This is a genomic window from Inquilinus sp., from assembly GCF_057815775.1.
This window is the reverse complement of sequence record NZ_JBYRFX010000802.1, coordinates 1-13,381: the sequence shown is the minus strand read 5'-3', so window position 1 is coordinate 13,381 and position 13,381 is coordinate 1. Positions and strand designations below refer to the sequence as shown.

At 69.7% G+C, this 13,381-nt stretch carries 14 protein-coding genes; 10 read left to right on the top strand and 4 right to left on the bottom strand.

Annotated elements, in window-relative coordinates; genetic code table 11:
• Nucleotides 1-152: 152 nt before the first annotated feature.
• Complete coding sequence (locus AC3XYG_RS28650) at nt 153-1,199, top strand: SPFH domain-containing protein (protein WP_489143284.1); 1,047 nt, start codon at nt 153-155, stop codon at nt 1,197-1,199.
• 10 nt (nt 1,200-1,209) lie between these two features.
• On the opposite strand, the gene AC3XYG_RS28645 is transcribed toward AC3XYG_RS28650, so the two are convergent.
• Together AC3XYG_RS28645 and AC3XYG_RS28640 are read right to left on the bottom strand one after the other, a co-directional pair.
• Entirely contained in the window at nt 1,210-2,127 is a 918-nt protein-coding gene (locus tag AC3XYG_RS28645) for a PhzF family phenazine biosynthesis protein (protein WP_489143283.1), read from the bottom strand.
• 63 nt (nt 2,128-2,190) lie between these two features.
• Complete coding sequence (locus AC3XYG_RS28640; protein ID WP_489143282.1) at nt 2,191-2,403, bottom strand: DUF1127 domain-containing protein; 213 nt, start codon at nt 2,401-2,403, stop codon at nt 2,191-2,193.
• A 136-nt stretch (nt 2,404-2,539) separates the two neighbouring features.
• On the opposite strand from AC3XYG_RS28640, the gene AC3XYG_RS28635 reads away from it, so the two are divergent.
• Together AC3XYG_RS28635 and AC3XYG_RS28630 are read left to right on the top strand one after the other, a co-directional pair.
• A complete protein-coding gene (locus AC3XYG_RS28635) occupies nt 2,540-3,877 on the top strand; it encodes an aminotransferase-like domain-containing protein (RefSeq protein ID WP_489143281.1) in 1,338 nt (445 codons plus the stop codon).
• 109 nt (nt 3,878-3,986) lie between these two features.
• A complete protein-coding gene (locus AC3XYG_RS28630) occupies nt 3,987-4,385 on the top strand; it encodes a lysozyme inhibitor LprI family protein (protein WP_489143280.1) in 399 nt (132 codons plus the stop codon).
• A gap of 21 nt (nt 4,386-4,406) precedes the next feature.
• Here AC3XYG_RS28630 and AC3XYG_RS28625 read toward each other — a convergent pair whose 3' ends face one another.
• Nucleotides 4,407-5,213, bottom strand: a complete 807-nt coding sequence (locus tag AC3XYG_RS28625; protein WP_489143279.1) for an AraC family transcriptional regulator — start codon at nt 5,211-5,213, stop codon at nt 4,407-4,409.
• Nucleotides 5,214-5,455: 242 nt separating this feature from the next.
• Between AC3XYG_RS28625 and AC3XYG_RS28620 the strand changes: the two genes are divergently transcribed.
• A complete protein-coding gene (locus tag AC3XYG_RS28620; protein WP_489143278.1) occupies nt 5,456-6,352 on the top strand; it encodes an SDR family oxidoreductase in 897 nt (298 codons plus the stop codon).
• Here AC3XYG_RS28620 and ruvX read toward each other — a convergent pair.
• Complete coding sequence (ruvX, locus tag AC3XYG_RS28615; RefSeq protein WP_489143277.1) at nt 6,349-6,834, bottom strand: Holliday junction resolvase RuvX; 486 nt, start codon at nt 6,832-6,834, stop codon at nt 6,349-6,351. The genes AC3XYG_RS28620 and ruvX overlap by 4 nt on opposite strands.
• 102 nt (nt 6,835-6,936) lie before the next feature.
• On the opposite strand from ruvX, the gene gatC reads away from it, so the two are divergent.
• From gatC to AC3XYG_RS28585, 6 genes are all read left to right on the top strand, one after another.
• Nucleotides 6,937-7,224, top strand: a complete 288-nt coding sequence (gatC, locus tag AC3XYG_RS28610; protein WP_489143276.1) for an Asp-tRNA(Asn)/Glu-tRNA(Gln) amidotransferase subunit GatC — start codon at nt 6,937-6,939, stop codon at nt 7,222-7,224.
• Nucleotides 7,224-8,699 carry an Asp-tRNA(Asn)/Glu-tRNA(Gln) amidotransferase subunit GatA gene (gene gatA / locus AC3XYG_RS28605; protein ID WP_489143275.1) on the top strand — a complete coding sequence of 492 codons (1,476 nt, stop codon included), beginning with the start codon at nt 7,224-7,226 and terminating at the stop codon, nt 8,697-8,699. The genes gatC and gatA overlap by 1 nt, the downstream gene beginning before the upstream one ends.
• Before the next feature lie 228 nt (nt 8,700-8,927).
• Nucleotides 8,928-9,443 (top strand): GNAT family N-acetyltransferase, encoded by a 516-nt coding sequence (locus AC3XYG_RS28600; RefSeq protein ID WP_489143274.1) that lies wholly within the window; start codon nt 8,928-8,930, stop codon nt 9,441-9,443.
• 149 nt (nt 9,444-9,592) lie between these two features.
• Nucleotides 9,593-11,623 carry a DUF4344 domain-containing metallopeptidase gene (locus tag AC3XYG_RS28595; protein ID WP_489143273.1) on the top strand — a complete coding sequence of 677 codons (2,031 nt, stop codon included), beginning with the start codon at nt 9,593-9,595 and terminating at the stop codon, nt 11,621-11,623.
• A gap of 128 nt (nt 11,624-11,751) precedes the next feature.
• Nucleotides 11,752-12,552 (top strand): class I SAM-dependent methyltransferase, encoded by an 801-nt coding sequence (locus AC3XYG_RS28590; RefSeq protein ID WP_489143272.1) that lies wholly within the window; start codon nt 11,752-11,754, stop codon nt 12,550-12,552.
• 90 nt (nt 12,553-12,642) lie between these two features.
• The gene (locus AC3XYG_RS28585) at nt 12,643-13,209 is read left to right on the top strand and encodes an NADPH-dependent FMN reductase (protein ID WP_489143271.1); all 567 of its coding nucleotides are present in this window, start codon (nt 12,643-12,645) and stop codon (nt 13,207-13,209) included.
• Nucleotides 13,210-13,381: the final 172 nt, after the last annotated feature.

Sequence of the window (13,381 nt, the reverse complement as noted above, 5' to 3'; positions counted from 1 at the left end):
GGCCCCGCTTCCGGATGGAGGCGGGGCTTTTTCATGTCGGGTCTTCTGCCGGCAGCGAAACGGTGCCAGGCGCCATGATTTTGTCCCAGTGCCGCGGTTAGGCTGCCGGCAACGGCCAGCTATGGAGCGACTGCATCTTGGACACTGGAACTGTGGCGAAGCCCGTCCTCGCGAAACTTCGGGCGAATGTCGTCCTGGTCGTTGCGCTGGTGGTCCTGCTCTGGCTGGCGCTGTCGTCCTACTTCACCGTCAACCAGAACGAGGTCGGCGCGGTGCTGCGCTTCGGCCGCCTGGTCAGCGATGAGCCGGTGCAGCCGGGCCTGCACTTCAAGGCACCCTTCGTGGACAGCGTTCACACCATCCGCACCTCGATCGAGAAAATCCCGATCCCGGAAATCCACGTCAAGACGATCGACAACCAGTTCGTCTCGATCGACATGAGCCTGACCTATCACTTCTCCGATCCGCTCAAGGCGCTGTTCCAGGTCGGCGACATGGGCGGCGGCACGGTGAGCGAGAAGGTGATCCCCTTCGTGCAGAGCCGCACGCTCGACGTGTTCGGCCAGGTCAATGCGCTGGAGATCGCCGACAAGAAGAAGGGCCTGGAGAACTCGATCCTGATGGCGATCCAGGCCCAGGCCGCCGACATGTTCGGCGTGAAGGTCGAGGACATCCAGATCACGCAGATCAAGTACGACGAGAACTTCGAGAAGAACATCCAGATCACGGTGCAGACGCGCAACCAGCAGCTGGCGGCCGTCAACATCCTGAAGGTGCGGCAGACCGAGGCCGAGCAGGCCGTCGCCGTCGCCACGGGCGAGGCCGACGCGGCGGCCGCGACCGCCGACGGCCAGAAGCGCGTGGCCATCGCCCAGGCCGAGGCGCAGGCGCAATCCGTCCGCCTGGCCGCCGATGCCGCGGCCTATGACGTGGCGAAGCGGGCCGAGGCCGAGGCGACCGCCAAGCGCGAGGTCGGTGCGGCCGAGGCCGAGGTGATCTCGACCAAGGCCCAGGCCGCCGGGTCCGCGGCCGCCTATTCGGAGATCCTGCGGGCGGAGGCGACGAAGAACTGGACCGGCTCGGTCCCGGCCGTCCAGCTCGGCTCCGGCTCCGGCCAGGCGGGGGCCACCCCGGTCGTGGTGCTGCCGCCCGACCTAGTCAGGCCGGCCGCGCCCGCGCCGCAGACCCAGACGGAGTAACCGAGGCCGGTCAGCCGGCCGCGTCGTCGCCGGCCAGCCCGAAGCTGCCCTCGAACACGCCGACGCAGCGCCCGCCGACGAAGGCGGTCGTGGTGCCGTCCTGCCGGCGGGCCCGGGCCAGCAGCAGGCTCGGGCGGCCCATGTCTCCGCCCTGGCCGACCCGTAGCTGCAGCTCCGGCGCGCCGGCGAGTTCGGCTCGCAGGGCGGTCACGGCGGCGGTGGCGCTGCCGGTCGCCGGATCCTCGACCATGCGCGGGGTGAACATGCGGGCCTGCAGGTCGCAGCTGGCTTCGGCCCCCGCGGGGTCGCCGACATAGGCGTAGACGGATCTGGCGCCGTCGAGCGGAAACAGGCGGTCATAGGCCTGGCGGTCCGGCCGGGCCCGGCGCAGCGCGTCGCGTGAGGCCAGCTCGACGATCAGGAAGGGCAGGCCGACCGAAACCACCTGGGGCGCGTGGGCAGCGGTCAGTACCTCATCCTCGGTCAGGCCGAGGCAGGCCGCGGCCTGGCCGGCCGACACCGTGGCGCGGCGTGAAAGCGGCTCCGGCGCGGTCAGTTCCGCCCCCGTCACTTGGTCGTGCTCCTGCAGCAGGCGCACGGGGACGAGGCCGGCCAGCTCTTCGAACAGGAACCGGTCCGGCACAGCCTCGCCCAGCGCCGCAGCCTGCCGGGCCAGGATGAAGGCCGTCCCGATGTTGGGGTGGCCGGCGAAGGGCAGCTCACGCTCCGGCGTGAAGATCCGCACCCGGGCGGTGTGGGCCGGATCGCCCGGCGGCAGCACGAAGGTCGTCTCGACATAGTTGAATTCCAGCGCAATCGCCTGCATCTGGCGGGTCGAGAGGCCGGCCGCGTCGAGCACCACGGCGACGGGATTGCCCCCGAACATGCGGTCGGTGAACACGTCGGCGGTGGCGTAGCGGCGTTTCATGGTCGTGATTCCGATATGGGGGTGTGCCCGGCCGGCCCGCATCGGGCCGGCCGGGTCGCCTTGTCAGCCCTTCCAGAAGGGTTTGACCGACTCATGGAAGGCGTCGCTGCGGCCGATGCCGAGATCGCGCAGTTCATGGTCGCTCAACGCATCGAGCTGGCGTCGGGTCCGCGCGCGCTGCATCCACCGGGAAAAGGTCTGCCGCAGGCCGTGGATGAGGCCGGGGTGGGACAAGGGCACGCGGGAAACGCGGCGCTCGGCAACGCGCGTCGACATCTGAAGTCTCCTATCGGCCCGCAGCCGGACGGGGCGTGATGCCCCTTCTGGTGATCCGAACTGCGGGATTGCATTGAGAGATTGATCCGAGCATTATGTCGGTGCAATCGAAGTATTGCTCTCGGGGCAATTTGACATGCTGGAAGACTTTCGCCGAATCGCCGACGACGTGGCTGGGGAAATCGCCTCGGGGCAATGGCGCCCCGGCGATCGGCTGCCGCCGCAGCGCGACTTCGCCTATCACCGCGGCATCGCCGCCTCCACCGCCTCCCGCGTCTATGCCGAGTTGACGCGGCGGGGCCTGGTGTCGGGCGAGGTCGGGCGCGGCACCTTCGTCCGGGCGGCGACGCCGGTGCCGGCCTCGGTGCTGGCGGAGCCGTGGCAGGCAGCGGTCAATCTCGAATCCAGCTTCCCGATCCTGCCCGGCCAGCCGGCAGCGCTGGCGCAGAGCCTGCAGGGCCTGCTGCGGCCGGACGTGCTCGCCGTCGCCCTGCGGCCGGTGCCCGCCGCTGGCACCCGGGCGGCGCGGGCGGCGGCGGCGGCGTTCCTGACGGAAGCCGGCTGGGCGCCGGAGCCGGCCCAGGTGCTGTTCACCGGCAATGGACGGCAGGCGATCGCGGCGGCGCTGTCGGCGCTGGCGCCGGTCGGCGGCCGGGTCGGGATCGAGGCGCTGACCTACCCCGTGGTCAAGGGCATCGCCGCGCGGCTCGGCATCACCCTGGTGCCGATCGCGATGGATGGCGACGGGCTGCGGCCGGATGCGCTGGAGGCGGCACACCACCCGGCGCCGCTGCGTGCGGTGTACCTGCAGCCGACCCTGCACAACCCGCTCGGCGTCTCGATGCCGCCGGCACGGCGGGCAGACCTGGCGGCGACGCTGCGGCGGCTCGACCTGGTCGCGATCGAGGACCGGGTGTTCAGCTTCCTGGCCGATGATGCGCCGCTGGCGGCGCTGGCGCCGGACCACGTGATCGTGGCCGACAGCCTGTCCAAGCGCTTGGCTCCGGGCCTGTCCGTCGGCTTCGCGGTGGCACCGCACGGCCTGGTCGAGCGCATGGTCGCCGCCATCCGCTCCGGGCCGTGGAGCCCCGGCGGGCTGGCGCTGGAGGCTGCGATCCGTTGGATCTCCGACGGCACGGTGGCGGCGCTGGCCGCCGAGAAGCGGCAGGATGCGCGGGACCGCCAGGCGATCGCGGCCGAGGTTCTGGCCGGTTTCGACCTGCGTGGCGACCCGCGCGCCTATCACATCTGGCTCGACCTGCCGGAGGGCTGGCGGGCCGAGGCGTTCGCCGCCGCCGCCGCGCGCAACGGCATCTCCCTGACCCCCGGCCCGGCCTATGCGGTCGGGCCCGGCCACGCGCCGGCCGGGGTGCGGCTGGCCCTGGCCTCGCCGCCGCCGGATGTGCTGCGCGAGGCGCTGGCGACCCTGGCCCGGCTGGCCCGGACCGAGCCGGACCAGATCGCGGTGGACTGAGAGACTGCCTCAATATTGAGCACGCCGCGGCATCGCAACCCCGGCTGGATTTGCACTGCTCCGCGACGGCAAACCCGGTCATGCTGCCGGCGATAAAGGAGAGTCTTTCATGGTCCGATCCGTCATCCTTGCCGCCGCGTTGCTCGCCGTCGCCCCCGCCGCCTGGGCCCAGGATTGCCCCGACGAGAGCCAGAGCGGCCTGACGCAATGCGCCGATGCCGCCTACAAGAAGACCGACGCCGCGCTGAACGCGACCTACAAGCAGATCGTGGCCCGGCTGAAGGATGACGAGGCGACGGCCAAGTCGCTGCTCGCCGCCCAGCGCGCCTGGATCGCCTATCGCGACGCGGAGTGCAACTTCCTGACCTCCGGCTCGCAGGATGGCAGCGTCTATCCCATGCTCCAGGCACAGTGCCTGGACGAGCTGACCTCGAAGCGGGTCGACGACCTCAAGGCCCTGCTGACCTGCGAAGAGGGCGATCTGAGCTGCCCGGTCCCTGCTCCCTGACCGTCCCCGCTCCTTAACGGTTCAGCCCGGCCCGTCGCGACCGCGGCGGTAATCGCCCGGCAGCTCGCCCAGCGTGCGGCGAAACATGTCGATGAAGGCGCTGACATTCTGGTAGCCGAGGTCGAAGGCGACCGCGGTCACCGATCGGCCCTCCGAAAGCAGGCGCAGCGCGGCATGCGTCTTCACCGCCTGCCGACAGGCGCCGAAGCTGGACCCGGTCTCGGCGGCGAAGCGGCGGGTGAAGCTGCGCCGTGACATCGCCGCGCGCGCCGCCCAGCCGTCGATGCCGGCCATGTCTTCCGGCTGGTCGATCACCGCCTGCGCCACGCGGCGGAGATTGGGGTGCGACGGCATCGGGATGCGTAGGACCTGGCCCTGCTGTGCCAGGCGCAGCTCATCCACCACCACGGCCACCACCCGCGCCTGCTCCGGCGACAGCACCTCGGCGGCGGTGTAGCCGGCCACCCGGCGGGCCGCCGCCGTCAGCAGGGCCGAGGCCTGCAGCGCGCAGATCGTGTCGGGCAGCTGCGGCTGGTACGCCGCCGGGATGCTGACGATCCAGCCCTGATAGCCTGGCATCATCCGCACCGAATGCAGCTGTTCCGGCGGGATATAGGCCACGGTGCCGGCGGCCAGCACCCAGGCGTCCCGCCCGGCCTGCAGCGTGGCGATGCCGGCCTCGACCCCGGTCAGGATGCCGGTGGCGTGGACATGGCCGCCCTTGTCGATCGCGGCGTCCAGCGCCGGGAAGACCTGGCCCCACACCCGGTCCGGGTCGTCGCTCCGGCCCGGCACGCGGATTGCGGGCTGCGTCGGTGTCTTTGCCATCTGGCCCGTTCACCGTATCCAAAGTCCCGATACGGGCAGTATGCCACTCGTCGACGGCCTATCCCATCCGCATCGAAACCCTTCCCACAGGTGAAGCGATGCGTGACCCGCAACCCGGGCGGCGACGGCGATCACGTTGAATGCCTATCCCGAAGCGGCGGCCGCTTGATAAACGGAACTTCATTCCGTATAAAGCGGATGAGCGTTCCGTTTCGAGAATGGCGACCCAGACGAGGTACAGGATGCGGGTGTTTCTGACAGGCGCCACCGGTTTCATCGGGTCCTTTCTGGTTCCGGAACTCGTCGGCGCCGGCCATCACGTGGTCGGCCTCAGCCGGTCGGATGCGGGCGCCGAGGCGCTCTCCCGGGCCGGGGCGGAGGTCTTCCGCGGCGACGTGAACGACCTGGACCGCCTGCGCATCGCCGCAAGGGCGGCCGACGGCGTCATCCACGCGGCCTTCAACCACGATTTCTCCAACCTGAAACAGACCAGCGAGGACGACCGCAAGGTCATCGAGACGCTGGGCGAGGTGCTGGCCGGCTCCGACCGGCCGCTCGTCGTCACCTCCGGCACGGGCCTCGTCCGGTCGAAGGCCGGCGGCCCGGCGCTGGAGACCGACGATCACGTCACCGCGGCCGAATTCGCCCGCGCGGCGTCCGAGGAGGCGGCCGATGCCCTCATCGCGAGGGGCGGGCGCGTGATGGTGCTGCGGCTGCCGCAGGTGCACGACACGCGCCGGTTCGGCCGGATCACGCAGCATATCCAGCTGGCGCGGCAACACGGTCGGGTGGCGTATGTCGGCGAGGGCCGGAACCGCTTGCCGGCGGTGCATGTCTCCGACGCCGTCCGGCTGTACCGGCTGGCGCTCGAGCAGGGCCAACCGGGCGCGCGCTACCACGCCGTGGCCGAGGACGGTGTCGCCCTGCGCGACATCGCCGAGGTGATCGGCGCGGGGCTGAAGCTGCCGGTCCAGTCGATCACGCCGGAGGAGGCGCCGGACTATTTCGGCTGGCTGGCGACCCTCGCCACGATCGACCTCGCGGCCTCCGGCACGCTGACGCGCCAGCAGCTGGGCTGGACCCCCACCGGGCCGGACCTGCTGGCCGACCTGCGCGCCATGGACTACAGCGCGGCTTAGCCGCCGATCGGCGGCAGCGTGCCGAACTGCAGCGCGTCCAGCGCGCCCTGCAGGATCCAGGCGGCGGCGGCGGTGTCGACCGCCTTGGCCCGCTTCTTCCGGGTGACGTCGAACTCGATCATCTGGCGCTGCACCGCCACGGTCGACAGCCGCTCGTCCCAGAACGCGATCGGCAGGTCGCGCAGCCGCAGCAGGTCCTTGGCGAAGGATCGCACCGACTGGCAGCGCGGCCCTTCGCTGCCGTCCATGTTGATCGGCAGGCCGATCACCAGCCCGGCGACGATGCGGTCGTCCATGATCCGCAGCAGTTCCTGCGCATCAGGGGTGAACTTGGTGCGGCGGATCGTGCCGATCGGCGAGGCCAGCGACAGGCCCGGATCCGACACCGCCATGCCGATCGTCTTCTCGCCCAGGTCGAGCCCGATCAGCCGCCCATTGGGCGGCAGCAGGGCCTTGAGGTCGCGAAGATTGCAGACCGCCATATCGGGTGATACCTTCCGCGCCGCTTTCCGTTGGCCGTCCCCCGCGGTTCCGGCCTCATGCCGGCCCAGGGCGGCCTTCCGATCCCCGGAGATGACTACGACATGTCGCTCGACAGAGCCACCGTCGCGAAAATCGCGCATCTGGCCCGTATCCGCCTCGACGAGGCCGAACTCGATTCCATGACCGGCGAATTGTCCAAGATCCTGGACTTCGTCGAGCAACTGGGCGAGGTCGACACCGATGGAGTCGAGCCGATGACCAGCGTGGCGCAGCAGGGGCTGCGGCGGCGGTCGGACGAGGTCACCGATGGCGGCTATCCCGATCGGGTGCTGGCCAACGCGCCCTCGGCCAAGGCCGGGTTCTTTACCGTGCCGAAGGTGATCGAGTGATGTCGAAATCCACCCACCTGACCCTGGCCGGCGCACGCGACGCGCTGCAGAAGCGCGAGATCTCCGCGGTCGAGCTGACCACGGCGCATGTCGCCGCGATGGAAGACCTGCGCGGCCTGAACGCCTTCATCACCGAGACGCCTGAGAAGGCGATCGAGATGGCCAAGGCCTCGGACGCCAAGCTCGCCCGCGGCGAAGGCGGCCCGCTGGAAGGCCTGCCGATCGGCATCAAGGACCTGTTCTGCACCGACGGCGTGCGCACCACGGCCGGCAGCAAGATCCTGGGCAACTTCGTGCCGCCCTATGAATCGACCGTCACCAGCCAGCTGTGGCGCGACGGCGCGGTGATGCTGGGCAAGCTGAACATGGACGAGTTCGCCATGGGCTCGGCCAACATCACCTCGGCCTATGGCAATGTCGAGAATCCTTGGCAGCGCCAGGACGGCAGCAACGCCAAGCTGGTGCCGGGCGGGTCCTCCGGCGGTTCGGCCGCCTCGGTCGCGGCGCGCATGGCGCTGGCCGCCACCGGCACCGACACCGGCGGGTCGATCCGCCAGCCCGCCGCCTTCACCGGCATCGTCGGCATCAAGCCGACCTATGGGCGCTGCTCGCGCTGGGGCGTGGTCGCCTTCGCCTCCTCGCTCGACCAGGCCGGGCCGATGGCGCGCACGGTGCAGGACGCGGCGATCATGCTGCGCTCGATGGCCGGCTTCGACCCGAAGGATTCGACCAGCGTCGACCTGGCGGTGCCGGATTTCGAGGCGGCGCTGACCGGCGACATCCGCGGCCTGAAGATCGGCATTCCCAAGGAATACCGGGTCGACGGCATGCCGGCGGAGATCGAGCGGGTGTGGAAACAGGGCGCCGACTGGCTGCGCGACGCGGGGGCCGAGATCGTCGAGGTCTCGCTGCCGCACACCAAATACGCGCTGGCGACCTACTTCATCGTCGCCCCGGCCGAGGCCTCGTCGAACCTGGCGCGCTATGACGGCGTGCGCTACGGCCTGCGCGAGACCGGCGGGTCCCTGAACGAGCTGTACGAGAACACCCGCGCCGCCGGCTTTGGCCGCGAGGTGAAGCGCCGGGTGATGATCGGCACCTATGTGCTGTCGGCCGGTTATTATGACGCCTATTACACCAAGGCGCAGAAGCTGCGCACGCTGATCGCCCGCGACTTCACCGAGGCGTATCAGCGCTGCGACGCCATCCTGACACCGACCGCGCCGTCCACCGCCTTCGCCATCGGCGAGAAGCAGGACGACCCGATCGCCATGTACCTCAACGACGTCTTCACCGTGCCGGCCTCGATGGCCGGGCTGCCCGGCCTGTCGGTGCCGGCGGGCCTCGGCGATGACGGGCTGCCGCTCGGCCTCCAGCTGCTCGGCCGGCCGTTCGACGAGGAAACGGTGCTGCGCGTCGCCCATGTCATGGAAAAGGCGGCCGGCTTTACCGCACTGCCGCAGACCATTTCCTGAGCATGACGGCGTTCGACATCCGGCTGCCCTGAGTTCGGCGAACCCTGCTAAGACGGGTTGTCTTTGCAGGGAGATCCTTACGGGTGTTTCCAACACCGTCATTGCGAGCGCAGCGAAGCAATCCAGGGCCACCATGAGCGGCTGCATGGATTGCTTCGTCGGCTTTGCCTCCTCGCAATGACGGTGAATGGGAGCGCGAACAGGGTCTCGCAGGGGGGAGAATGCTTGATGTCCGATGCCCGGTTGCCGCCCGGCGTTACCATCCGCCGGCTCGGCCGCGCCGATGCGGCGGCCTATCGCGAGATCCGGCTGGAGGGGCTGCAGCGGCACCCCGAGGCCTTCGGCTCCTCCCATGAGAGCGAGGCCGGGCTGTCGCTGGAGGACTTCGCCGACCGCACCGTCGCGGTGACGACCTTCGCGGTGGAGCGGGACGGCCGGCTGCTCGGCATCGCCGGGCTGGCACGCGAGACCATGGCCACGCGGCTGCACCGCGGCACCCTGGTGCGGATGTATGTCCGGCCGGAGGCGCGCGGCACCGGCGCCGCCGATGCCCTGGTCCTGGCGGTGCTGGACCGCGCAAGGGCGGAGGGGCTGGACGCCGTGCTGCTGGCGGTGATCCCGGAAGCCACCGCGGCCCGCCGTCTCTACGACCGGCACGGCTTCACCGTCTATGGCGTCGAGCCCGGGGCGCTGCGCACTGCCGACCGCCTCTATGACGACGAGCTGCGGATCCGCATCCTCTGACGCGGTGGTCTGCCGAAATGTGGCAGGGCCGGGGACTGAAATCACCGGACCGCGGGGTTTTTGCCAAAATTGCCAGTGAGTTTGTTCGGTAATAGGATCGGAAAATGGATCCCGAGGAAGGGGGTCCTCGAAGGGGGAGCAGTGGCGGGATGAGTGTGACGCGTGGCTTGCTGCCGCGGCTGATGGCCGTTGCCGTGGTGGCCGTGGGCCTGGTGGCGGGCGTGGCGCCTGCCCGGGCCCAGTCCGGGACCGATATCGAACGATCCTTGAACGTGGACGAGAAGAAGCTGGTCCAGGAAGGCCTGATCTGGCTGGGCGCCTACAATGGCTGGGCCAACGGGATCCTGGGCGACGCGACGCGCACGGCGATCGCCGCCTGGCAGGAGAAGAACGGGGTGCGGGCGTCTGGCCAGCTCGATGAGGAGCAGGTGCTGAAGCTCGCCGGCACCGCGTTCGGCATGCGGGACGAGACCGGCTGGGACGCGCTGGCGGATACGCGCAGCCGGATCACCATGTCCTACCCGTCGAAGCTCTTCACCGACCGTTCGGACTCCGACCAGGGCGGCATCATCGTGGCCACGCCCGACGGCACCGCCTCCCTGATGACGCTGCGCTTCACCGGCACGACGGCTGGCCAGATCGATTCCTTCTACGACAGCGTGGCGACCGGCGACGGCGTCCAGGTCACCTACGAGTTCCGCAAGCCGACGCTGTTCATCGTCACCGGCATCCGGAACAAGAACAAGTTCTATGCCCGGTTCGAGGAACGCGGCAGCGAGGTCCGCGGCTACGACTTCGTCTGGACCCCGGATCGCAGCACGGACATGGAGCCGATCTCGGTCCTGCTCTCGAACAGCTTCTTTCCCTTCGGCTACGACACCCCCCAGGCCGATCCGACCTACCCGACGCTGATGGCGCTGGTGGATGCGCGCAAGGGGCAGGACCAGGGCGGGGCCACGTCCCAGGCGGGGGCCGCTCCGGCGCAATCCGCCGGCGCCTCGCCGCCGCAGCAGGGCAGTCCCAAGCGCGGTCGGTTCGGCGTTGAGATCCAGGAGGTGACGGCGGAAACCGCCAAGTCCCTCGGCCTTCCCTCGGCCACGGGGGCGCTGGTCACCGGGGTGCAGCAGGACACGCCGGCGCAGGAGGCCGGGCTGCAGAAGGGCGACCTCATCCTGTCCTTCGACGGCCGGCAGGTCGCCACGATCGAAGGCCTGGTGCAGATGATCGGCGAGGCCGAGGCGGGCAAGACCATCTCGTTGCTGGTGTTGCGCGACGGCCGTAAGGGCACGCTGTCGGCGACGATGCCGGGCGCGCCGCAACAGGCCAGCACCGAGGGCACGCCCAAGGCGCAATCCAACTCCGCACCGCCGACGAATACGGCCGCGCCGTCGAGCGGCCGGACTGTCGCGGGCGGGAACTTCACCTTCGACTACCTGCCGCCGGACAGCCAGGGGCTGCAGGAGGCCTACGAATTCACCCGCGACACCGATCTGCTAGGCGAGAACCCGGAGATCCAGGCGATGAACGGCATGTTCGCGCTGCCGCGGCCGCTGCACTACATCGGGGCCGAATGCGGCGCGGTCAACGCCTTCTACTCGCCCAAGGATTCGGCGGTCATCCTCTGCTACGAGATGGTCGCCGACATCGTGACCCAGGCCCACAAGCTGGCCGAGGGGACGTCGCCGGACGAGAACGTGCTGGGCGGCTACATCGCCAGCAACATCCGCTTCATCCTGCTGCACGAGACCGGCCACGCCCTGATCGACCTGCTGGACCTGCCGGCCGTGGGCCGCGAGGAGGATTCGGTCGACCAGATGGCGGCGGTGATGTTGCTGCTCAACGCCGGGGGCACCGAAGGGCCCGACAAGATCGGCCGGGTGCTGCAGCTGGCCTCGGTCTGGTTCCGGGTCCAAACCTCCAGCGACAGCGAAGGCAAGGTGAGCATGGAGACCTTCGCCGACGAGCATTCGCTGAGCGAGCAGCGCTATTTCAACCTGCTGTGCATGATGTTCGGCCACGATCCGCGATCCTATTCCTGGGTGCTGGAGAAGGGGCTGCTGCCGGAGGCGCGGGCGGCGCGCTGCCAGAACGAATCGGACAAGATCTTCAAGGCCTGGGGCGCGCTGCTGTCGCCGCATTTCTCCCCCAGCTTCCGGCTGGCCCGCCAGCTGGCGCAGTAGGCGGGGCAATAAGGGAGGGCAAGCGCCCGCGGCGTCCCGCCGTCTTCGGGCCGTCATGGAAGTCTGCTATCCCAGGGGTTAGAGGGTAGGGGAGGGGGAAACGCCGACGCAGCAGAAGGACGCTGGTCTTGGACACGATTCCCTTCACCCCCCGCCGGTTCCAGACGGCGGCCGCCCACTATCTGCCGGGCCGGCCGGCCTATGCCGCCGGCCTGTTTCACCGGATTGCCCGGATCTGTGGCCTCAACCACGATCACCGGGTGCTGGATCTCGGCTGCGGGCCGGGCCAGATCGCGGTGGCGCTGGCGCCCTTCGCCGGCGAGGTCGTGGGCGTCGACCCGGAGCCGGAGATGCTGGCGATCGCCGCCGAGACGGCCGCACGGGCCGGTGTCCCGGTCCGGTTCCGCCAGGGCAGCTCCTACGATCTCGGGCCGGAGCTCGGGCGGTTCCACCTCGTCGCCATGGGCCGCTCCTTCCACTGGATGGATCGGGTCGAGACCCTGCGGCGCTTCGACGCCATGATCGACCCCGGCGGTGCCGTGGTGCTGCTGCGCGACGACCACCCCAAGGTGCCCGATAACAGCTGGGTAAAGCCCTATCGCGATTTGCTGGGACGCTACGCCGAGGGTGACAGGGACGATCGCGTCGACAAGTCGCCGGACTGGCCGAACCACATGGCGGTGCTGCTGGACTCGCCGTTCAGCCGGCTGGAGGAGGTCGCGGTGATCGAACGCCGGCAGATCCCGGCCGACACGCTGGTCCACCGGGCGCTGTCGATGTCCAGCACCGCGCCGGGCCGGATCGGCGACAGCGCCGATGCCCTGATCGCCGAGATCGAGGTGCTGATGTCGGACTTCGTGGTCGACGGACTGGTGGCCGAGGTCGTCAACTCCGCGGCCCTGATCGCGTGGCGTCCGGACGGCACCTGATACCGCCGGGCCGGCTTGCATCTGCGGGCCGGCCGCCGCATAGACTCGCGGCGATTTCAGCCGCGCGACCCGCGCAAAATGGAGAGTGCCTTGGCGTCCAAGCTTCACACCATCATCTGCAGCACCCGGCCGAACCGGATCGGGCCGGCCATCGCCGCGTGGTTCCACGACATCGCCGCGGCGCATGGCAAGTTCGATGCCTCGGTGGTGGATCTCCGGGATTTCGACCTGCCGGTGTTCGACGAGCCGGAGCATCCGCGGCTGCAGCGCTATGTGAACGAGCCGACCAAGCGCTGGGCCGCCAGCGTCAGCGCCGCCGACGCGTTCGTCTTCGTCACGCCGGAATACAATTACGGCCCGCCGCCGGCGCTGCTCAACGCGCTGAACTACCTGTACCTGGAGTGGAACTACAAGCCGGCCGGCTTCGTCAGCTATGGCGGCGCGTCGGCGGGGCTGCGCGCGGTGCAGGTGGAGAAGCTGACCCTGACCACGCTGAAGATCATGCCGATCCCGGAAGCGGTGGCGATCCCCTTCGCCTGGAACGCCGTCGCCGACGGCAAGTTCACCGCCCCCGAAGGCCAGGACAAGGCCGCCACCGGCATGCTCGACGAGCTGTCGCGCTGGACCGAGGCGCTGAAGCCGCTGCGGGCGAAATAGGGGCCGGTTTGCGCGGCCTCCGCCGTTTGCGGGGCCGGTTCTGAATTGTGTGCCTTGAGCCGGCCTATACATTCCATCCTCCCCTTGCGGGAGCGGGGAGGGGGAGGGGGTGTCGAAGCCGGAGCCAGCCGTCCTCGGCAGCGAGCCGCCCTTTGCGCGTCAAATCCTTGTC